The 21,262-nt window shown below is 35.9% G+C and carries 23 protein-coding genes and 1 riboswitch; of the genes, 9 read left to right on the top strand and 14 right to left on the bottom strand.

What is annotated here, in order from left to right; all coding sequences use genetic code 11:
* Positions 1 to 22 precede the first annotated feature (22 nt).
* Positions 23 to 301, top strand: coding sequence for an integrase core domain-containing protein (locus tag PGOND44_RS15745; protein ID WP_262500703.1), 279 nt, complete (start codon positions 23 to 25; stop codon positions 299 to 301).
* 63 nt (positions 302 to 364) lie between these two features.
* Here PGOND44_RS15745 and PGOND44_RS00940 read toward each other — a convergent pair whose 3' ends face one another.
* The 7 genes from PGOND44_RS00940 to recA form a co-directional block, all read right to left on the bottom strand.
* A complete protein-coding gene (locus PGOND44_RS00940; RefSeq protein WP_003434917.1) occupies positions 365 to 802 on the bottom strand; it encodes a hypothetical protein in 438 nt (145 codons plus the stop codon).
* A 5-nt stretch (positions 803 to 807) separates the two neighbouring features.
* A complete protein-coding gene (locus PGOND44_RS00945; protein WP_003434919.1) occupies positions 808 to 1,326 on the bottom strand; it encodes an acyl-CoA thioesterase in 519 nt (172 codons plus the stop codon).
* Between the two features lie 44 nt (positions 1,327 to 1,370).
* Positions 1,371 to 2,327 (bottom strand): HU domain-containing protein, encoded by a 957-nt coding sequence (locus PGOND44_RS00950; protein WP_003434921.1) that lies wholly within the window; start codon positions 2,325 to 2,327, stop codon positions 1,371 to 1,373.
* A 76-nt stretch (positions 2,328 to 2,403) separates the two neighbouring features.
* A complete protein-coding gene (locus tag PGOND44_RS00955) occupies positions 2,404 to 3,768 on the bottom strand; it encodes an outer membrane beta-barrel protein (protein ID WP_040555638.1) in 1,365 nt (454 codons plus the stop codon).
* 3 nt (positions 3,769 to 3,771) lie between these two features.
* The gene (locus PGOND44_RS00960) at positions 3,772 to 4,323 is read right to left on the bottom strand and encodes an RNA polymerase sigma factor (RefSeq protein ID WP_003434927.1); all 552 of its coding nucleotides are present in this window, start codon (positions 4,321 to 4,323) and stop codon (positions 3,772 to 3,774) included.
* Complete coding sequence (locus tag PGOND44_RS00965) at positions 4,324 to 4,746, bottom strand: hypothetical protein (protein WP_003434929.1); 423 nt, start codon at positions 4,744 to 4,746, stop codon at positions 4,324 to 4,326.
* A 130-nt stretch (positions 4,747 to 4,876) separates the two neighbouring features.
* Entirely contained in the window at positions 4,877 to 5,899 is a 1,023-nt protein-coding gene (gene recA, locus PGOND44_RS00970) for a recombinase RecA (protein ID WP_003434932.1), read from the bottom strand.
* Positions 5,900 to 6,321: 422 nt separating this feature from the next.
* Positions 6,322 to 6,422, top strand: a riboswitch (SAM riboswitch).
* Positions 6,423 to 6,660: 238 nt separating this feature from the next.
* On the opposite strand from recA, the gene PGOND44_RS00975 reads away from it, so the two are divergent.
* From PGOND44_RS00975 to trhO, 5 genes are all read left to right on the top strand, one after another.
* Positions 6,661 to 7,965 (top strand): O-acetylhomoserine aminocarboxypropyltransferase/cysteine synthase family protein, encoded by a 1,305-nt coding sequence (locus PGOND44_RS00975; protein ID WP_003434935.1) that lies wholly within the window; start codon positions 6,661 to 6,663, stop codon positions 7,963 to 7,965.
* A gap of 11 nt (positions 7,966 to 7,976) precedes the next feature.
* Complete coding sequence (locus tag PGOND44_RS00980) at positions 7,977 to 8,441, top strand: OsmC family protein (RefSeq protein WP_003434937.1); 465 nt, start codon at positions 7,977 to 7,979, stop codon at positions 8,439 to 8,441.
* Entirely contained in the window at positions 8,434 to 9,444 is a 1,011-nt protein-coding gene (metX, locus tag PGOND44_RS00985) for a homoserine O-acetyltransferase MetX (RefSeq protein WP_003434939.1), read from the top strand. Before PGOND44_RS00980 ends, metX begins: the two co-directional genes overlap by 8 nt.
* A gap of 3 nt (positions 9,445 to 9,447) precedes the next feature.
* Positions 9,448 to 10,626: a homoserine dehydrogenase gene (locus PGOND44_RS00990; protein ID WP_003434942.1), complete on the top strand. Its 1,179-nt coding sequence runs from the start codon at positions 9,448 to 9,450 to the stop codon at positions 10,624 to 10,626.
* A gap of 457 nt (positions 10,627 to 11,083) precedes the next feature.
* The gene (gene trhO / locus PGOND44_RS01000; protein ID WP_003434943.1) at positions 11,084 to 12,112 is read left to right on the top strand and encodes an oxygen-dependent tRNA uridine(34) hydroxylase TrhO; all 1,029 of its coding nucleotides are present in this window, start codon (positions 11,084 to 11,086) and stop codon (positions 12,110 to 12,112) included.
* Positions 12,113 to 12,122: 10 nt separating this feature from the next.
* Here the strand turns inward: trhO and PGOND44_RS01005 are convergent, their stop codons facing one another.
* From PGOND44_RS01005 to mutY, 6 genes are all read right to left on the bottom strand, one after another.
* Entirely contained in the window at positions 12,123 to 13,034 is a 912-nt protein-coding gene (locus tag PGOND44_RS01005; protein ID WP_003434946.1) for a DMT family transporter, read from the bottom strand.
* Positions 13,035 to 13,167: 133 nt separating this feature from the next.
* Positions 13,168 to 13,962 carry an MBL fold metallo-hydrolase gene (locus tag PGOND44_RS01010; RefSeq protein ID WP_003434948.1) on the bottom strand — a complete coding sequence of 265 codons (795 nt, stop codon included), beginning with the start codon at positions 13,960 to 13,962 and terminating at the stop codon, positions 13,168 to 13,170.
* Between the two features lie 109 nt (positions 13,963 to 14,071).
* Positions 14,072 to 14,629 (bottom strand): gliding motility lipoprotein GldD, encoded by a 558-nt coding sequence (gldD, locus tag PGOND44_RS01015; RefSeq protein WP_003434951.1) that lies wholly within the window; start codon positions 14,627 to 14,629, stop codon positions 14,072 to 14,074.
* A gap of 1 nt (position 14,630) precedes the next feature.
* On the bottom strand, positions 14,631 to 15,965 hold the full coding sequence (locus tag PGOND44_RS01020) for a gliding motility-associated protein GldE (protein ID WP_003434954.1): 1,335 nt from the start codon (positions 15,963 to 15,965) through the stop codon (positions 14,631 to 14,633).
* Between the two features lie 18 nt (positions 15,966 to 15,983).
* A complete protein-coding gene (locus PGOND44_RS01025; protein WP_003434957.1) occupies positions 15,984 to 16,439 on the bottom strand; it encodes a single-stranded DNA-binding protein in 456 nt (151 codons plus the stop codon).
* A 34-nt stretch (positions 16,440 to 16,473) separates the two neighbouring features.
* Positions 16,474 to 17,544 (bottom strand): A/G-specific adenine glycosylase, encoded by a 1,071-nt coding sequence (gene mutY, locus PGOND44_RS01030; protein ID WP_003434959.1) that lies wholly within the window; start codon positions 17,542 to 17,544, stop codon positions 16,474 to 16,476.
* Between the two features lie 134 nt (positions 17,545 to 17,678).
* Here mutY and PGOND44_RS01035 point away from each other — a divergent pair, with 134 nt between their 5' ends.
* From PGOND44_RS01035 to PGOND44_RS01045, 3 genes are all read left to right on the top strand, one after another.
* On the top strand, positions 17,679 to 17,969 hold the full coding sequence (locus tag PGOND44_RS01035) for an HU family DNA-binding protein (RefSeq protein WP_003434961.1): 291 nt from the start codon (positions 17,679 to 17,681) through the stop codon (positions 17,967 to 17,969).
* 276 nt (positions 17,970 to 18,245) lie between these two features.
* Positions 18,246 to 19,787: an Rne/Rng family ribonuclease gene (locus tag PGOND44_RS01040; RefSeq protein WP_003434964.1), complete on the top strand. Its 1,542-nt coding sequence runs from the start codon at positions 18,246 to 18,248 to the stop codon at positions 19,785 to 19,787.
* A 95-nt stretch (positions 19,788 to 19,882) separates the two neighbouring features.
* Positions 19,883 to 20,374 carry a regulatory protein RecX gene (locus tag PGOND44_RS01045; protein WP_003434965.1) on the top strand — a complete coding sequence of 164 codons (492 nt, stop codon included), beginning with the start codon at positions 19,883 to 19,885 and terminating at the stop codon, positions 20,372 to 20,374.
* Here PGOND44_RS01045 and PGOND44_RS01050 read toward each other — a convergent pair.
* Positions 20,360 to 21,256 (bottom strand): cupin-like domain-containing protein, encoded by an 897-nt coding sequence (locus tag PGOND44_RS01050; RefSeq protein ID WP_003434966.1) that lies wholly within the window; start codon positions 21,254 to 21,256, stop codon positions 20,360 to 20,362. The two genes, PGOND44_RS01045 and PGOND44_RS01050, sit on opposite strands and share 15 nt — an antisense overlap.
* Between the last annotated feature and the right edge of the window lie 6 nt (positions 21,257 to 21,262).

Genomic DNA, 21,262 nt, shown 5'->3' on the forward strand with positions numbered 1-21,262 from the left:
AGCTCTGCTTAAGGATAACAATATTAAAGCAAGTATGACTGAAAAATACGATCCTTATGAGAATGCCATTGCAGAAAGAATCAATGGTATACTCAAGCAAGAGTTTGGAATTGCCAGAAATATTAAGAACATAGATTTAAAGAAACAGCTCATCAAAAGCGCAGTGGGCACTTACAATAATTTTAGACCACATTTATCAAACCACATGCTAACACCTGTAGAAATGCACAAACAAAAAAAACTCAAAAGAAAACAATACAAATCAAAAAAGCTTAACGATGCTAGCATCGTTAAGCTTTAAGTTATAAATTTAATCCTTTAATAATCTGTATCGGTTATTTAGGACTAGACAGTCCATAACCTACTAGAACCATGCATCCCAAGGAATTCTTGAAAGCATTAGCAATAGAGCTAAGGCATAAAAAATAGCAATCGTCCTAAATTTCTTATTGGAAGCTAACTTCGTTTTGTGCTTACTATAGCCTACTGTAATAAGGACAATAGCGATAATCATAGTTATTGGGTGCTCAATGAGATATAATCTCAACACAGTATCTCCCATTACCCCTTTCATACCTACTTCAGAAAAAGCGGAGAAATAAGGACTTACAAAATAAAGTATAAGACCAATCAACAATTGAAGGTGAGAGACAATTAACGTGAATAACGAAATTCTAAAGTCTTGAGGGCCAAAAGATTTTTTCCCTAAGGTCTTGATAATAGCGTTGAAGGTTGCGAGGGTGAGTACTAAAAGGACTAGATAAGCCCAGTATGAATGAACAGTTTGTAAAGCTTGGTACATATTATTTATTTATCGTTTTCAAATAAGGCTTTTAATTCGGTGGCGTCCTTTGGTTTCATTTTACCAGCCAGGACTAAGCTAAGTTGTTTACGTCTTAGAGCGGCATCATATCTCTCTTTTTCGAGTTTAGTTTGTGGCTCTAGCTTTGGGACTGGAACTGGATTTCCAGTATCATCTACAGCAACAAAGGTATATATGGCTTCGTTAGCCTTAGAGCGTCTACCACTTTCTCGATCTTCTACCCATACATCTAGGAAGATCTCCATAGACGTTTTGAAGTTTCTAGTGACTTTAGCCTCAACAGTCACAACACTCCCTAGAGGAATGGCTTTGTTGAAAGCAACGTGATTGACAGATGCTGTCACCACTATACGTCTAGAATGTCTCCTTGCTGCAATACTTGCTGCTCGATCCATCCTAGCTAACAACTCTCCACCAAACAAATTGTTGAGTGGATTGGTTTCACTTGGTAAAACCAAATCAGTTAGTATAGTTTTTGAATCTTCAGGATATTTTACTTCCATTATTATTTTTGAGCAAAGATAAGGTTTGTAGTGTAAATCGAATCTTAAAGTTGCTTAACAAATAGCCAAGCATCAGGATTCTCTATAGATTTTATTTTTCTAAGATACTTTAAAGCTGTTTCCTTATCGGAATAACTCGCAAAGGCCACTTGATGTAATCCATAAGCATTTTCACCAATCAATGAAGCAGTATAGCCTTTTTGTTGTAAAAGTTTAACCTTCCGTTCAGCATTAGCTTCAATTCTAAACGCTCCAGCTATGATATGGTATTTGGGTAGGATGGTTTCTACCTTATTGGTTTCTAAGTCCAAATTGGGAAACGTAAAATTAAATTCTGCACTTTGTATTCTTTTCTGCAAGAGAGTTTCAGCCTTTTGGGATTCGGTATAGTTATACGAAATCACGTGGTTGTTGTATTGGTATAAACCTATAAAACTCGCTAGGCCAACAGCTACAATGCCTACGGCAGCATACTTAAGATATGGTCTTCTATTTGAAATGTGTTTTTCTTCTGAAGTTGACTCTGCTAGTGTGTGGACAGGAGGAACCTCTTTTAAAGCTTCATCTATACTTAAATCGGATTTCGCTAAGCCTACTAAACCGAAAGCCTCCAATCCAAAAGAGTCTACAAAATAGTTTTGAGTTTCCTCAGGTTCAAAGGAAATTTTGAACTCAGTATCTAAGGAAAACACTCCTAATTTAGATAGATTAAGGGTTTTGTCTTGGTATAAAGCCGTTAAAAAATCGTCCACAAAAAGCTTAATTTTAAACTTTGCACTTTCAAAGTCCATAGATTCGGCTTTAGCAATGGTTTCTGCTAAGAGCCCATCTTGGTTTTGTATAGCTTTATTGAAAGTAACGTGTTTGGAAGGAGGCGTAAATCTATGCCCTTCGCTATCGTAAACCGATGATCTCCTTTGAGTTACAAATGCTCCGAGACCAGGAACAATAACGCATTCGTACCGGTAAAGTAATTGCTTTATATAATCTTCAACTTTCATATAAACAAAGTTAAATTTTTTACTTACATAAGCAACATTGCTCTAAAAAGTTTTCAAATAAGATTGCTTGGTTAACTTAAAACTTGAGTTTTATGCCCGAATATACCCCGAAAAAATAAGGCTGAAAATCTGTTGTATTGCTTTGGAAGGTGTTGATTTGATACATCAATTTTGGCTCCAAATTGAGAGATAATTTTTTTGAAATGGAATAGTCAAATCCTATTCCAAAATTAGCACTAAAGCTAAAGTCGTTAAGATTGTCTGCTTCACCTATGTTGGAGGATGTTCCTCCTTCTTCAAAAAAGATTTCATTGTTATTGAGCAGGAATGTGCTACCCCCTCCTAAAATATGAATCCCAAGTTTTGAATCTAATAAAGCGTATTCTATTTCTAAAGGAACCTCTAAAAACCCTAACTCATGGCTCAAACTTCCTGTCGAACTGAATTCGAAAGGAGATATTGTGGAATTAGAGAAGGCTTGGTTTTGGGGAGTAGTTCTAGAATTTGCATTGATCAATGATACATTCCCAATTGAAGTTTTAGAGGCTAGATTATCCGACTTAAACCCTTGATCCCTAAAGGAGGAAGAAGTAGTAGATAAAATAACATCTTGGGTATTATATCCCATGGCGACTTGGTTAACTCCGGTCCTTATCTTTACTCTTCTGTTAATCGCATAAGCCACGTTTACTCCGTATGATACATTTGCATTACTGCTGGTTTTGCCTTGTAACTCCTCATTTATAGCATTTCCTCCATTAAATGAATTCATGAATACTGGTGCGACATTAGGCTGAACCTCCCACTGATGAGGGAGTTTTGTTTCCTCAAGGACAATGTCTTTATTTTCCTCTTCTATAACATCAAATATTGATTTTTTCTTTCCAACTTCAGACTTCAATGTCTCACTTGCGATGGTTTTAGAAACTTCAAAAGTGGATATTGAATTAGACAGTAACGATGGAAAAGACATATTGTCAACATTAATTGGAGATTGAGCCAACCTTGTAGAACCTGATTTGATTTGCGCAACCTCTCTTACCGTTTCTTCAGTTTCTGAAATAATCTGAAAAGTGAAAAGTGATTCTAGATTATTTTCAAATTTGGATAATTGATAGTTGACCGAGCTAAAACCATATTGCTGTTTTGTGAGGGTTTCTAACAAACCCGCTTCTCCCATCTTTGAATTTTCGGGCGATCTAGTCGCCGATATAGATTTTTGCGTATTAATTTCATTCTGATAAAATAATCCTATTGAGAAAAACAGAACAAGCATAGCTGCAATGGAAGCTGCTCTCCACCAGAATGGAATAATTTTCTTTCTGCGTTTTTTTTCAGCCAGTTTTTTCTCAATATCCTTCCAAACTTTTGGAGATGGAGATTCTTGAAAGTCTTTAAAACTTTCTTGAAACATTCGGTCGATATGTTTTGAGGGTTCCATACCTTAATGATCAATTTTATAAGAATACATTCCTTCTTCTTTGATGGCGTTTATTTTTTTACGTAAAATCTCTTTGGCTCTAGAAAGGTTGGATTTTGAAGTGCCTTCCGATATATCGAGTTTCAATGCAATTTCATTATGCGAAAATCCATCGAGGACATACAGGTTAAATACTAGTCTATATCGGTTTGGTAATTTTTGGATACAATTCAAAAGAAAAGATAAAGAGTAGTCTTCATCATCTACATAGACGTCATCTGCCTGCAAGGCATCCTCGTTAACTAGTTCAAAAACCTTCTGACTTCTATAGCGTTGCAAGCAAATATTAATCGTAATCCGCTTTAGCCACCCCTCAAAAGACCCCTTATGCTCAAACTGATGTATCTTTTCGAAAATTTGAATAAAGGCATCTTGAAGATTATCTTCTGCTTCTGCATAATTTCTTGAATATTTTAATGAAATACTAAAAAGAACACTTGAGAACATCTCGTACAAAAGTTTTTGTGACGAGATATCATGTTGTTTACAGCGCTTTATTAGTTTTTCTAATTCCATTTATTCTATAACAACGACTTCTTTATCTATATAGACAGGTTCACCCTCATTGTCAACATCATTTAAAAATTTAAAAGTAAAATTAGTTTCAAATGTATTGTCAAATTCCAGTTCTTTCAATTCACCTAATGCATCTTGGCTACAATTTGAGGCTTGCGTAAATAATGTAACCGCTCTCACGAAAACCAAGCTATCCCCCTGTGGTAAAACATCAAAATTTGAAAAGGTGTGGCAGTCTGAGTCTTTTTGGTAAGTAACCTCTAGAGAATAAGATTCTCCAATAATCATAGTGTCTGGCACATTAGCACTCAAAATAGGAGAGACTTGGGAACTTTGAAAAAAACCGTCATCATTTACATCACAGCCTATCATTAGAAAAGTGCTAAAAAATAATACGATAAAAGTTCTACCCAGTAATTTCATTAGTAATTGTTTATTAATAGACGATCTATTTGCATAAAGGTTGCGTTGTTAAATATAATAAACTTATAACACAAAAAAAACCGAGGCCTAAACCTCAGTTTTTATAAATCTTTTAAATCGAAAGTGGGACTTAATTGTCTTCCTTGGCTACCTTAATAGCTTCTTTAATTTTCACTTCTAGTTCCTCCATAAGTTCAGGGTTGTCGAGAAGTAATGTTTTCACGGCATCTCTACCTTGCCCTAGTTTTGTGTCTTCATAGCTAAACCAAGATCCCGCTTTTTTGATAATTTCATAATCTACACCAATATCTATGATCTCACCTATTTTTGAAATCCCAGTTCCATACATGATATCAAACTCTGCCATTTTGAAAGGTGGTGCCACTTTGTTTTTTACCACCTTCACACGGGTTTTGTTCCCCAACACATCACTATTGGAGTTTTTAATTTGAGTAGATCGTCTAATATCCAACCTTACGGAAGCATAAAATTTAAGGGCATTTCCCCCTGTAGTTGTTTCTGGATTCCCAAACATCACTCCAATTTTTTCCCTCAATTGATTAATGAAAATCACCGTACAATTGGTCTTGCTAATTGTAGAAGTCATTTTCCTTAATGCCTGAGACATCAATCTTGCATGAAGACCCATTTTGGAATCTCCCATTTCCCCTTCTATTTCGCTTTTTGGAGTCAAGGCTGCAACAGAGTCAATAACAATAATATCAATCGCTCCAGAACGAATTAAGTTTTCAGTAATCTCTAAAGCTTGTTCACCGTGGTCTGGTTGAGAGATAATTAAGTTATCAATATCAATGTTTAGATTCTTTGCGTAGGTTCTGTCAAAAGCATGTTCGGCATCAATAAATGCAGCTATACCTCCAGCTTTTTGAGCTTCTGCAATGGCGTGCAGTGTTAAAGTTGTTTTTCCTGATGATTCTGGTCCATATATTTCTACAACTCTTCCCCTAGGATAACCTCCAACCCCTAAAGCCAAATCCAAGCCCAAAGATCCGGAAGAAATCGCTTCTACATCTTGAACAGCTTGGTCACTCATCTTCATCACTGTTCCCTTACCGTAAGTCTTGTCTAGCTTGTCTAAAGTCAATTGAAGGGCTTTCAACTTTGCATCTTTCTCGCTATTCTCTTTTGCCATGTTTTTTATTTGAATTCGTTTTTGTAAAAATAGTATTTCTTTTTAATATTGTTGTTATTCACGCAACCATTCGTTTATTGTGTATCTTAATATTAAACATAGAATTTGAAATTTCTAATTAAAACATCTATAACTAATACTCACGGGGTATCATTCTCATTTACCACCGTGTGTAGTTGTAAAATCGACGGGGGCTGACGTTGTTATATTTTGACTATTATAAAAATGTATAACAACGAATTAGCCTAATCTTGTTGTTTTTGACAACATTTTTGAAAAAGCCCTGTAACTCAGGGCTTTTTTCATTTCAGAAAACCAGATAATATTATTAACTTATTTTTAACATACTAGGCTTTTTTTGAATAGGTAAAATAAAAATCCTGTTTTATATTTGTTACATCATTTACCACTTACTGGTGTGTGATTTATAAAGAAGAGGCGAGAGACAGGCTCCGCGACCCTCGGCAACCTCAACAAAGTGTTGAAAGGTGCTAATTCCTGCCCCATAAGGGACATATAAATTAGAAAAAATGAATTACTCCTTTTTTAAAACAACTCTATCTTTTCTATTCATTTTGAATAGTTCTTCAGATTGCATTTTATCAGATTTTTTAAGCTTGCTTTCTATGCGAATGCTCAAGCCTATGCCGTGCATTGTTTCTATGTGCGCATAGGCTTTCTCATTTCTTTATTAAGCTCAGTGCTTTCAATCCTGAAGGCCCAATGAGCATTCCTATTTTAAAAATTATAAACGTTTACTTATGTCTACATCATTAAAATTCGAAAGTTTACAACTTCATGCAGGTCAGCAAGCAGACCCAACTACAGGCTCTATAGCTGTCCCTATACATCAAACTTCTTCTTATCAATTTCAAAATTCAAAACACGCTGCAAGGCTTTTTGGGCTAGAAGAGTTTGGGAATATTTACACAAGGATTATGAATCCTACCACAGACGTTTTTGAAAAACGAGTTGCCGCATTGGAAGGTGGTGTATCTGCAGTAGCGACTTCTTCAGGAATTGCTGCTCAATTTTTAGCACTGACCACCCTATTACAAACTGGTGAAAATTTTGTTTCTACTTCTTTTGTTTATGGAGGAACTTTCAATCAATTCAACGTTACCTTCAAAAAGCTAGGCATCGATGCTCGATTTGCCAACGGTGATGAGCCTAGCTCGTTTGAAGCCCTCATTGATGATAAAACTAAAGCGCTCTATCTTGAAACCATCGGCAATCCAGAATTCAATATTCCAGATTTTGAAGCTATAGCTAAGATCGCCCAGAAACATCATATCCCTCTTATTGTTGATAATACCTTTGGAGCGGGAGGTGCCATTGCACAACCTATAAAACACGGTGCTAATATTGTGACCAGTTCTGCAACCAAGTGGATTGGTGGACATGGAAATAGTATTGGAGGAATACTTGTAGATGCAGGTAACTTCAACTGGGCCAACGGAAAATTTCCTGGGTTTACAGAACCTTCTGAAGGCTACCACGGACTTAAATTTTGGGAAGTCTTTGGTGAAGGTAATGCGCTTGGTCTGCCAAATGTTGCTTTTGCCATCAAAGCGAGAGTAGAAGGCTTACGGGATTTTGGACAAGCTTTAAGTCCTTTCAATTCCTTTCTACTGCTTCAGGGTTTAGAAACTTTATCTCTAAGAACTGAGCGACATTCTGATAACGCCTTAAAACTTGCTCACTATCTCAATGAACACCCAAAAGTGGATTATGTCAATTATCCTGGTTTAGAAAGTTCTCCCTATCATGAAAATGCCAAAAAATATTTACAAAGAGGTTTTGGAGCCGTTTTGTCTTTCAAACTTAAAGGCACTTTAGAAGAAGCAGACCAACTAGTAGATTCTCTTCAATTGATTATCCATACTGCCAATGTTGGAGATGCCAAAACTTTAATAATTCATCCAGCATCTACCACACACCAACAACTCGATGAAGAAGAGCAAAAAGCCTCTGGTGTCTTTCCAGGACTGCTTCGAATATCTGTCGGCATAGAACATATAGACGATATCATTAACGACTTAGACCAAGCCTTGTCTAACCTATAACCTCTAAGACTATGAGTATTTCAAATTTTTCAATCAATGGATCTAGTATCAACGCAACAGTATACCAAGGACGTTCAAGGCAGTTCAACTTTCTTGTAGATGAACCTCATGAACTAGGCGGGCAAGATTTAGCTGCAAACCCTGTAGAATATTTATTAGCAGGCTACGCAGGATGCCTCAACGTTGTTATAAACCTTGTCGCCAAAGAACTTGGTGTGAAGATTTATGACATGAAAATCAACATCAACGGAAATATAGATGCTGCTAAATTTTTAGGTTATAGCGACAAGACTAGAGCTGGTTTCCAATCTCTGGATGTAGATATAAATTTTGTGACAAACGCAACACAAGAGAGTATTGACTTCCTTTTGAAAAACGTGAAGAAGAGATGCCCTATCCACGATAACCTGAGTAATGAAACTCCAATTCATTACCATATCCATAAATCATCCTATAAGGAAGAAGTTCATGCCTGAAATTTTTAAACACAATAAGCCTTTTCAATTGGAAAACGGTGAATTCCTCCAAGAACTAGAAGTGTCTTATACCACATTAGGGAAACTGAACCAAGAAAAATCCAACGTTATCTGGGTATGCCATGCGTTAACAGCAAATGCAAATCCAGAAGACTGGTGGAAAGGTCTTATTGGAAAGGGAAAAGGAATTGATACGGAAAAGTATTTTGTAGTGTGTGCCAACATCATCGGTTCTTGCTATGGAAGTATTAACCCCAAAAGTATTCATCCAGAAACAGGAGAAGTCTATGGGTTAAATTTTCCTCTGTTCAGCATAAGAGACATCACGAAAAGTCTGGAGCTATTGAGTGGAGCTTTAGAAATTGAACAGATACAATTTCTGATTGGAGGTTCCATGGGCGGAATGCAGGCTATAGAATGGGCAATCCAAAAGCCAGATAAAATTAAAAATCTAGTTCTTTTAGCAACCAATGCAAGGCATTCCTCTTGGGGAATTGCCTTAAATGAAACTCAACGTATGGCTATAGAAGCTGATTCCACCTTTTATGAAAACAAAGAAAATGCTGGTAAAAAAGGCCTTGAGGCTGCAAGAGCTATCGCCTTGTTGAGTTATAGGAATTATAACACCTATAGATCTACTCAAATTGACCTAGAGCATACGGCAGATCAGTATAGAGCTTCTTCTTACCAAAAATACCAGGGAGAAAAACTTTCGAAGCGTTTTGATGCTAAATGTTATTGGTATTTATCCAAAGCTATGGACAGCCATAATGTAGGGAGAAACAGAGGGGATTGTGAAAAAGCTCTGGCAAAAATTCAAGCTGAAACTTTGGTCATAGGTATCCAAAGTGATCTTTTATTCCCTGTGGAAGAGCAAGAGTTCTTGGCTCAATCTATCTCGAAAGGAAAACTAGAAGTTATTGACTCTATCTACGGTCATGATGGATTTTTGATTGAAGTAGAAAAAATAAAATCAGTATTACAAAAACATTTTAAACTATAACCAATGCCACAACAAATAACTATTGGACTCTTTGGATTTGGTAGCGTAGGTTCAGGAATTTACCACGTACTTAAGAAAAAGCAAATCCCTAGAATACATCTAAAAACCATTGTTGTTAAAAGTCCAAACAAGCCAAGGTCTATAGATTCTAAAAACTTCAGCTATCGAGCAGAGGATATTTTGGAAGACACAGAAATCAACGTTGTTTTAGAATTGATTGATGATGCCCAAGCGGCCTATACAATTGTAAAAAAAGCTTTAGAAAGCAAAAAACACGTTGTCACCGCCAACAAGAAAATGCTGGCAAATCATTTCGAAGAACTCGTTGCTTTGTCCAAAAAACACAAAGTAAGTTTGCTTTACGAAGCTTCGGTTTGTGGGAGTATTCCGATTTTAAGAACGTTGGAAACCTCTTTTGCTTACGACAATCTAAAATCCTTAAAAGCCATAAGCAATGGTACAAGTAATTATGTCCTTACCCGCTTATTTCAGAAACTACAACCTTTTAAAGATATTATCACAGATGCTCAAAAACATGGATTTGCAGAATCGGATCCTACCTTGGATATCGACGGATGGGACTCCAAGTTCAAGCTAATCATAAATAATTACCATGCTTTTGGAGTGTTGAATACCCCTGAAGAAATCTTAAATCTTGGCATAAGACATGTAAAACCAGAGGATATTGAATTTGCGAAAGAGAAGAATTTCAGTATAAAATTAATTGGCCATTCCAACCTAGATGAAGAAGGTTTAACGGCATACGTTGCCCCTCAATTTATTCCAAAAACCGAAGCCTTAACTTCGATAGATTTCGAAAATAATGCTGTTGAAATCGATGCTGAATTTGCTCATCAACATCTTTTAAAGGGGAAAGGTGCTGGTAGTATTCCTACAGCAAGCGCAGTCCTTTCCGACTTAGTTTCACTGTTTGACGATTACTGCTACGGCTATTCTAAGGCTAGACAACAGTCTGCTGAATTCAATGACGAAAAGCTTATCAAGGTCTATATGTCTTCATACGATCGCAAAGACCTGAAACCTATAAAATTTGAAACGGAAATTCTTTGTGGAACTCAGAAACACCTTCAGTATAAAATTGGGAAAATATCAGTTAAAAGCTTAAAACAACAAACTGCCGATCTGTCGTCTGAACTCTTTGTTGCTGTGTTTCCTGATTAATTTACTTTTCTTATGCATAAGATATTTAGATTTGGAAAGCTGCCAAGTGTTGTTCTGAACCTGCCTGAATGCATCGAGCAGACAGGTAGGTTCAGAACAATAAATCGAAGGAAAATAAGTTTAAATACAGACCCAAAAACAAGTAATACCAAATTATATTTATAATGCCATATGAATAAATTGAATTATACAACGACGTAGCTCAGTACAGGTTTTTTGATTGATTGAAATTAAAACTAATTAGCATAGCCTTAGCTACGGTAATTAGTTTTGATAAAAAGCAGGCGAAAAAAGCCTGTGCCGAATTCGTATCGGTAAAACGATTTATTGCGACATTATAGGTCCAATTTGGTATAAGGGAAACAAGACTTAGATTTAAGACCGCTTTTTTTGTAAATCCAAAACAATTACTTTTGCGCTTAGAATCATTTCTTTTAACCCAAAACATTAGTATAGCATGCAACTGTACAATAAACTGAGTTCAAAAGAAAGAGAGGAGCTTATTGAACAAGCTGGCGAAGAACGTCTCACCCTTTCTTTCTACAAGTATTATCACCTCGATAAGCCTAAGAATTTCCGAGATTATTTATTTATTAATTGGAATACATTAGATGTTTTAGGCAGAATCAATATCGCAAAGGAGGGTATAAATGCTCAACTTTCTGTGCCTGCCAAGAAATTCGATCAATTTAAACACTTTCTAGATGGCATAGATTTCTTAAAAGACGTTCGTCTTAATATTGCCATAGAACATTACGATAAATCCTTCCTAAAACTTAAAATCAAGGTAAGGCCTAAAATAGTGGCAGATGGACTTAACGACTCAAGCTTTGATGTCACTGACAAAGGCATCCACGTAGATGCCAAAAAATTCAATGAATTAATTGAAGATCCAAATACCGTTTTGGTAGACATGAGAAATCACTACGAAAGCGAAATCGGCCATTTTAAAAATGCTATAACTCCAGATGTGGATACCTTTAGGCAATCTCTCGATATTATAGAGGATGACTTAAAAGATCACAAAGAAGATAAAAATCTGGTGATGTATTGTACTGGTGGTATACGTTGCGAAAAAGCTAGTGCTTACTACAAGCATAAAGGCTTCAAGAAAGTCTATCAACTAGAAGGTGGGATTATAGAGTATGCAAGACAGATAAAAGAAAAAAGCCTAGACAATAAGTTTTTTGGAAAAAACTTTGTGTTTGACGATCGCCGAAGTGAGAAGATTTCTGAAGATGTGATTTCAAAGTGCCACCAATGTGGAAAAACATGTGATATCCATGTAAATTGTGCTAATGATGGTTGCCATCTGCTATTTATACAGTGCGAGGAATGTGCCAAGAAAATGGATGGATGTTGTTCCGATGTTTGCCAAGATATTGTTCACTTACCCTATGAAGAGCAAAAGAGAATGAGATCTGGTAGACCCGCCGGGAACAGAAAATTTAAGAAAGGGCGATCGCCAGTTTTGAAATTTAAGTAATAGAAATAACCTAAGCTTCTACAGGTTTAGCTTTATCCTTTTTCAGCTTTTTCTTGCGATTGGAAATATAAACTCCAAACAAGATAACTCCTCCCGCTGCTAACTGATACAAGTTGAATTTCTCTCCATCCAAAAATCCCCAAAACAAAGCAACGACGGGAATAAGATAAGTCACTGATGTAGAAAAAACAGGATCTGAAAGCTGAATTAACCTATTGAAAAGTATCTTGGCTAGTGCTGTTCCAAATAGAGCTAATAAAACAATATAGCCTAAGGAAGTCTGTACCGTCTCTTGAGCTAAAAACTCTACATCGAAAAATCCAGTAAAGATCAGAATCACAAACGCTGGTGGAATCAATACTAAAAAGGATCCCGTTGCTATGCCAAGAGCAGAAATGTCTTCTAAGTAAGACTTCAAAATATTTGCGTTGAAGGCATACATCAAAGAAGCAATCACGGGTAAGACTGCAAACCAGTAATTTTGATTCGGGTTTAAAGATGCCCCTGCCAAAATCAAAAGGACAGACCCTACCAAACCCACTACCACTCCAGTAAATTGTTTTTTAAAAAATTGCTTGCTGAAAAATAAAACACCTGTAATAAGAGCTAGCAAAGGAACGGTTGAATTCAAAATAGAAGCAATGGTGCTATCGATCTCCGTTTCAGCATAAGAAAATAATAAAGTCGGAAACATCGTGCCGATAAACCCTGAAATAATAATCCATTTCCACTGACTTTTCTTGATTTGCTTAACTTTTTGGAAACCGATAATTACAAGAAATATCCCCGTAATTAAAACCCTTAAAGCTGTGAGCTGAAGTGGAGAAAAACCGTCTAAACCTTTCTTTATAAGTATAAACGAACTCCCCCAAAGTAAGGCTAAAGAGAAAAGAAAAATCCACTTCAAATAATTTGAATTCAAATCCTATATTTTTTTTGCAAAAGTGAATTTTATAAATGAATCCAATTAATAAATTCGGGTTAAAAGATTGACAATATGTTGTATCAAAAAACCAGCTTTAGAAAGCTGGTTTTTCAAAAATTTCTAACGCCTATTAGTCGATTTTTGGATACCAATCCAATAGTTCTACTTTGATAGATGGATTTTTTGCATTGACCAAAGCCTTAAACTTTTCAACATTAGATAGCCCACCTTGTCCACGATAATGGTAAGGATATACTTCTTTAGGCTCAAAAGCTAGAACCCCTTCTGAAGCTGACTCTACATCCATAGTATAAGGCAAATTCATACACATAAAAGCTATGTCGATCTTTTTTAAATTGCGCATTTCTTCAACATCTTCAGTATCTCCAGAAAGATAGACTCTAAAGCCTTGTTTCTCGATCACATATCCATTTCCTCTCCCCTTAACATGGTAAACTTCACTTGCATCCCCTTGATTATACATTGCTATTCCTTCAATAGTAAACCCATTCACGTCTATAGTTTCTTCATTACTTAAAATAAGCAGTTGACTAGAAAGCTCGTCCCCGATCAGATCTGCAACTGCTTTTGGAACAACTATTTTTGTTGCTGAAGTTGAAACCGCTTTTAAAGTCTCTAGATTGAAGTGGTCTCCGTGAATATCGGTCACCAAAATAATACTAGGCTCTGGCTGGTTCTCAAAAGCCTCTTTTCCTCCCACAGGATCTGTATAAAAAACCGTAGAGTCCAATGTAAAGACGGCTGTTGCATGTGAGATTGGCGTAATATTAAAATCAGGTGTTTGCCTTTCTACAGAAACAGCTTGTTCTTCGTTTTTAGCAGTATTTTCCTGTTGGCTTGTCTCGTTTTTACAACCGACTAAAGCCCCTAAACCGAATACAACGAGTCCTATTAACTTCTTCATAAAATTGAATTTAAACTTTTGCTATAAACTTAATATAAGTGAAATTATAAAAAAGGAGCTTTGTATATTCTTTAAAAAATAGAGAATACCTTAAAAGCGGTGAAGCTTCTTATTCCCATTTTAAGGTTTCCATCAAATGCCTTATATCTTTTTTAAGATAATCTGCAGCAGGAAGAATAGAGTCGTAATTGGGTTTAGCTTCAAAATAAATAGCTCCTGTGAGAAAATGAGACGTACTGTCTGTTAAATAAAACTGAGCTTGTGAGGCGGCGTCACCTTCTACTTCATAAAAGTTACCGAAGGTGTTATTTTTCTCATTTTCATAAATACTTGCTTCAATGAGATCTGCTTTTATGGTGTGTTTTTCTGGTAGTTTTTGAGCGTCTATGAGCAATTCTCTTAAATTGTTATTGACTGGAGAATACGTCAAGTAGATTTTTGCATTCATTTCTGGATAAGTTAAGTTTACCCAACAAGGCCGGTTTGGATTTTCAATATCTACCTCTGCCTTCAAATTCTTCTCAAAAGAGAAAGGGCAATCAATTTCTAGGTGTTTAAAACTAGAGGTGTCGTAATTTAAGGCTAGAAACCCAGAGGGTTTTGGTTGTGGTGATTCCCCACAAGATACGGTCAAGATAAGGAGTAAAACTAAAATAGACTTTCTCATCTTACTCGATTTCTTCTGGGTTAATTTTGAGCTTAAGTTGCACAATTCTCTTGCTATCTAAAGCTTCTACAGTAAAGTCGAAGTTATGGAACTTAATAAGCTGTCCTTTCTTTGGAAAGCCTTTTGCCGATTCCAGTACAAAACCGGCCAATGTTTCTGCCTCTCCCTTATTAGATTCGAATTCATCAATTTTAGGATCGCTTAACTTCAAGATTTTATAAAGATCTTTTAGTGGTGTTTTACCTTCAAAAACGTAGGTTGAATCGTTTATTTTAGAATAAATAACGTCCTCATCATCAAACTCATCACTGATGTCTCCAACAATTTCCTCTATAATATCTTCCAAAGAGATCAATCCACTGGTTCCGCCATATTCATCTACAACAATGGCTAAGTGATTTTTTTGCTCTTGGAAATCTGCTAATAAATCATCTAGTTTTTTATTCTCTGGGACAAAGTAAGGTTCTCTAACCAAAGACTGCCATTTGAAATCTTTTTGCTGAAGGTGAGGCAACAAATCTTTAATATATAGAATTCCTGTAATATTATCCACATTATCCTCATACACGGGAATTCTGGAGTAACCATGTTCCATAATTTCAGCAACAACTTCAGAAAAAGGCTGTTCTACATTCAATGCAAAAATGTCCAGTCTTGGCTTCATGACTTGCTTTGTATCTGTATTTCCGAAAGAAACAATTCCCTGCAAGATTTTCTTTTCATCTTTAGAGGTGTCCTCTTCATTCGTCAATTCTAAAGCTTGAGATAACTGGTCTACACTAAGGTTGGTCTTCTGCTTGCCAAACTTGCTTTGTATGGTATTGGTAATTGAACGCATGGGGAGACTAAGCGGAGTAAGCAAGCGGTCTAGAATACTTAGCGGCAAAGCCATAAAATGAGCGAATTCAACATTATTTCGATTGGCATATACCTTTGGTAAAATCTCTCCAAACATCAAAATAAGGAAAGTCACTAAGCCTACATCTATGATGAATTTGAGGCTAATTCCAAAAAACAAAGTAGTTGATTCTCCATAAAACGTATCACTTATAGAAGCATACAGCAAGACTATAGCGATGTTTATAAAATTATTAGCAATAAGAATTGTAGCCAACAATTTTTTGGGTTTATCCAACAAATTGATGATAATCTGTTCTTGTTTAGACACATTACCTTCTTTTACATCAAAATCTGATGGCTTTAATGAAAATAAAGCCACTTCTGACCCAGAAATAAGGGCGGAAGCAATGAGGAGTATGAAGAAAAATGTGATTTTGACTACATCAATAATTTCTATTGCTGAAAAAAAGATGAGACTCGAGGGACCGGGTTCCAAAATTGAATTGATTTTTGTTTAAAAGGGTAGATCATCTTCTTCCTCTTCCGTAGCCTGAGGCTTTGAAGAAGGTTTTGAAGCAGTTTGCTGTTGCGGAGCTGTAGAACTTTCCGTAGATGAAGGAGAATTGCTTCCATCTTTAGGCGTCAAAAATGTAAATTCTAGACACTGTATCTCCGTAGAATATCTATCCATTCCTTTCTCGTCCTGCCATTTTCTGGTTTTAATACGCCCTTCAATATAGACTTTATCTCCTTTTTTGAGGTATTTTTCACAAACTTCAGCAGCCTTATTTCTAACAACAATATTGTGCCATTCTGTATTGCTTACTTTTTCGTTGGTAGCTTTATTGATGTACTCTTCATTTGTGGCCAAAGGAAAGCGCCCAATACAATTTCCACCTTCAAAATAATGCATCTTCACCTCATCGCCAGTATGGCCTATGAGCATAACTTTATTGAGTGTTCCTGCCATGATCTTTAATTTAATGTAAATGTAAGAAAAAGAATTATGCTAAAGAAAATTCAGATTCTATAAAATTTTGAATAAGAACAGGAACCGGAAGCTTCTGTAACTCCTTTAAATTATAGGTTTCTATTCCTTTTGTAAGCTTTAGCCTAGATAGGCTATCACCAGCAGAAACTTGAATAAACGTCGCCATAATTTTTCGATGAGAAAGCAAATGAACTACAGGGGTATCATTTAATTTTTCAATACGATCTATATGGAAATCACCTGTATCTAGGAGCGTTTTTATGTCTTCTGAAGAAGGGGTTTCTAAAGGCTCTTCAGATTCTAATAGAGGAAATTGATAAAGCCCTTTCCATATTCCTGCCCCACTTCTTTTTTGAACAAGGGTTAGGTTATCTTGATCTTTAAAAATCAAATAATTAAAATAGCGTTTCTTAACGACTGTCTTCTTGAGTTTTACGGGCAGCTCCTCTACTTTCCCTAGTTGATAAGCGGCACAATCCTGCTGAAATACACAAAACATACATTTTGGAGATTTGGGTCGGCAATGTAAAGCGCCAAACTCCATAACAGCTTGATTGTAAGCTGCGGGTTGAGAGACATCCATAAGTTGCTGAGCTTTGGTTTTAAATTCCTTGACGCCTTCCGGTGAATTAATCGGCGTGTGGATTCCCAAAAACCTTGAAACAACACGTTGTACATTCCCGTCGACTACCGCTACAGGTTCATCAAAAGCAAAAGAAGCGATGGCGGCTGCGGTATAATCGCCAATTCCCTTTAAGATTTTAAGTTGTTTAAAATTATCCGGGAATTTCCCTTTTAAGGTTTCACTAACATACTTTGCGGTAAAATGAAGATTTCTTGCTCTGGAATAATACCCTAAACCTTGCCACAATTTCATCACCTCATCCTCTTCCGCTTTGGCGAGATTGTGAACTGTAGGAAAACGTTTTATAAATTTTTGAAAGTAGGGCAAGCCTTGCTTGACCTGAGTTTGTTGCAAGATAATTTCACTTAGCCATATCACATAAGGATCTTTCGTATGTCGCCAAGGCAAATCCCTTTTTTCGGTTTCATACCAATCTAGTAAACGCTTAGAGAAATCCATTATTTGCTTTTATGCAAGTATAATTCATATCCGCCTACTATTTAGGCCATTGTGTTTAATTATTGCGGATTAATTACTTATATTTGCAACCTCAAAAAAATATAAGATTAATCCTGAATAAATATTTTTAAATTATGACGAAAGCAGATATCGTAGCTAACATTTCAGACAAACTCGGATTGGAAAAAGGCGAGGTCCAAGCTACTGTAGAAACCTTTATGGATGAAGTTAAGAATTCTTTAGAAGGTGGAGATAACGTGTATCTAAGGGGTTTTGGAAGTTTTATCGTAAAGACTAGAGCAGAAAAGACAGGTAGAAATATCTCAAAAAACACAACAATTAAGATTCCTGCGCATAATATTCCAGCATTTAAACCTGCCAAAATATTTGTTGAAGGAGTTAAATATAATGTTGAAGTAAAATAAATTTTAATAATCAATAAAAATAAAGCCTATGCCAAGCGGTAAAAAAAGAAAAAGACATAAGGTAGCTACTCACAAAAGAAAGAAAAGAAGTAGAGCTAACCGTCACAAGAAAAAGTAGTTCAAGACTACTTTTTCTTATTAAAAATGTTCTTTGACTTCGAAATTTATAACTTAAATTTCTGCACCTTAAAATTGTAACCTAACCTTAGTAAGGCTGTGGTTACTTATGTATAATTTCGTCTGTAATAAAATTACAGACTCTAAAATCTAATACGCGTGAATAAGGAATTAATAGTACGTTCTAGTTCCGACGCTGTAGATTTTGCCTTATTAAAAGATGGAAGACTCATAGAGCTTCATAAAGAAACAGAAGGATTTGATTTTTCTGTTGGAGATATTTTTCTAGCTAAGATTAGAAAAGCTTTGCCTGGACTCAACGCTGCATTTGTAAATGTTGGCTACGAAAAAGATGGTTTTTTACACTATCATGACCTAGGACCAAACGTCAAGACCATGTTGAAGTTTGTTAAAAAAGCAACATCCAACCAAATGAAAAATTTCTCATTGAGAGATTTCCCATTTGAACAAGAAATAGATAAAAATGGATCCATAGCAGATACGCTGCATTCCAATCAATCAATTCTCGTACAAGTTGTAAAAGAACCCATCTCTACAAAAGGCCCAAGATTGAGCAGTGAGCTTTCTCTTGCAGGTCGCTATATTGTTTTAGTTCCATTTTCGGATAGAGTTTCAGTTTCACAAAAAATTGAAAGTAAAGAAGAAAAAAGCAGGCTAAAACGACTAGTTAAAAGTATTAAACCCAAAGGTTTTAGTGTCATTATTAGAACAGTTGCCGAAGGCAAAAAAGTAGCTGATATTGACAAAGACCTTCAAAATTTGATGAAACGATGGGAAAATATGTGCAGAAAACTTAGTAAAGCACATCAACCCTCGAAAGTTTTGGGTGAGCTTAATAAAGCTTCATCAATATTAAGAGATATTTTCAACGATTCGTTTACCTCAATTTGTATAGACGATGATGTTATTTACACACAGATAAAAGATTATGTCGGAAAAATTTCTCCAGATAAAGAATCTATAGTTTCCAATTACGACTCTAACGTTCCGATTTTTGAAAAATACGGCATTGAAAGACAAATAAAAACGTCTTTTGGAAAAACCGTAACTATGAAAAAAGGAGCTTATCTAGTCATTGAGCATACAGAAGCTATGCACGTTATAGACGTAAACAGTGGAAACAGAAGTAATAAGGCCAAAAATCAAGAAGATACAGCACTCGAAGTCAACATGATAAGCGCTACAGAGATAGCACGTCAGTTGAGATTAAGAGACATGGGAGGAATCATAGTCGTAGATTTTATCGACATGAACAACCCAGATAACAGAAGAAAACTTTACGAACATCTTAAAGATGAGATGAGCGATGATAGAGCCAAACATAAAATTTTACCCCCAAGTAAATTTGGATTAATCCAAATCACAAGACAACGTGTTCGACCAGAAATGAACATCAAAACTCGTGAAAAAGATCCCAATGTGGATGGTGAAATAGAGGCTCCTATTGTAATTGTAAACAAAATTAATGTAGATCTGCAAAAGATCTTAAAGAAGGGCACCAAAAAAATTACGCTTACTGCGCATCCTTTTATTGCTGCCTATCTCATGAAAGGCTTCCCTTCCCCGAGAAGCAAGTGGTTTTTTGATTCCAAAAAGTGGGTTAAAATCCAACCACGAGATGCTTACAATTACTTAGAGTATCATTTTTATGATCATAATGGCACTCTTATTAAAGTTTAGTTATTATCAAAAATTTTTAAAACCCCATACTCTAAAATAGAGCATGGGGTTTTTTGTTTTTATACTTTAGCAGTCTCAATATTCTTCTTCAATCCATGGCTAAGAACTCTTCTCATTCTAAAAAATCGCTTACAGTAGACCAAGCTTTACTAAGAATGATGAACTATTGTGTGTATCAAGACAGATGCCACCAAGAAGTTGAGAAAAAACTGGATGCCTTAGGCATGTATGAAGATGCAAAAAACCATATCATTATAAAGCTACTTGAAGAGGATTTTCTTAATGAAGAACGCTTTGCCAGAAGCTATGCTAGGGGCAAATTCAGAATAAAAAAATACGGCCGTATACGAATTACTCGAGAGTTAAAATCTAGAGCTATTTCTGCGTATAATCTAAAGGCTGGACTTTCTGAAATTGATGAGGACGATTATGTCAATACGTTGCGAGACCTTGCTCAGCATAAATTAAACACCACCAAAGAAAGTAATGCTTATAAAAAGCGACAAAAAATCTATCAACATCTAGCTTATAAAGGCTACGAAACAGAATTGATTTACGATGTTATTAACGACTTACTTCCGATGTAATTCGCTTTCCAAACGCCTGCTTTGTCGCTTATAGGCAAACTTATTTTTATAGCTTATCCATTGATCTCCTTTAAATTTGCGCATAAGATTTTCTACGCCACGCATAATAGTAAGATTATAAAGTGCTCTACTCATGTTTTTGACCCCTCGAGGTAAGGTTCTTAAACTCATGGAAAATCCTGGGGTGAGATACGTCATATTATGCCAATAGCCTTCTGGCATATACAAAGCTTCTCCATGCTCCAAATAAGCTTCATAACCTTGGGCTAAAGTAAGCGCTGGGAATTTGTCTAAATCTGGATTATTGAAATCGATTTCATTGAGACTTATGAGAGCATTAGGAACTTTATACAAGTATTTTGTCTGTGAAGGCGGATAGATAATACAACGCTTTTTCCCTTCAAAATGGATATGAAGTATGTTGGCAAAGTCTATATCGTAATGCATAAATACCGAAGTATTTTGGGCTCCAAAGAACAAAAATGGAAGGCGGTCCAGAAACTTTAAGCCTAGATTGGGCATTGTAAAATGACTCTTAAGCTCTGGAACTTCTTTTATTAAATTGAAAAGGAAAATTCTAAAGTTGGTCGGCCCTTTTTGCAAAAGATCTACATAATCTTTGAGTTTCATGGTAGCATGTGCCTGATTGAATTTATCCTTGGCAGAAGCAGGTCTGTTATCGTATAAGGGAACTTCTGTATCTCCAGCTATGCCTTTGAGGTAGGCTAGCGACCACTTGTGATACGCTTGCCAGTCGTGAGAAAGTTGCTCTATAACTAATGGCTTTTGAGGCTTGACATAATTCTCTACAAAGTCTTTGGGCGAAATTGTTTTAACTCTTTCTACACGCTTTAAGCTTAGATTTTTGGTGGAGTCTATCATAAATAA

It is taken from the genome of Psychroflexus gondwanensis ACAM 44 (assembly GCF_000355905.1).
In the GTDB taxonomy this organism is placed as follows: domain Bacteria; phylum Bacteroidota; class Bacteroidia; order Flavobacteriales; family Flavobacteriaceae; genus Psychroflexus; species Psychroflexus gondwanensis.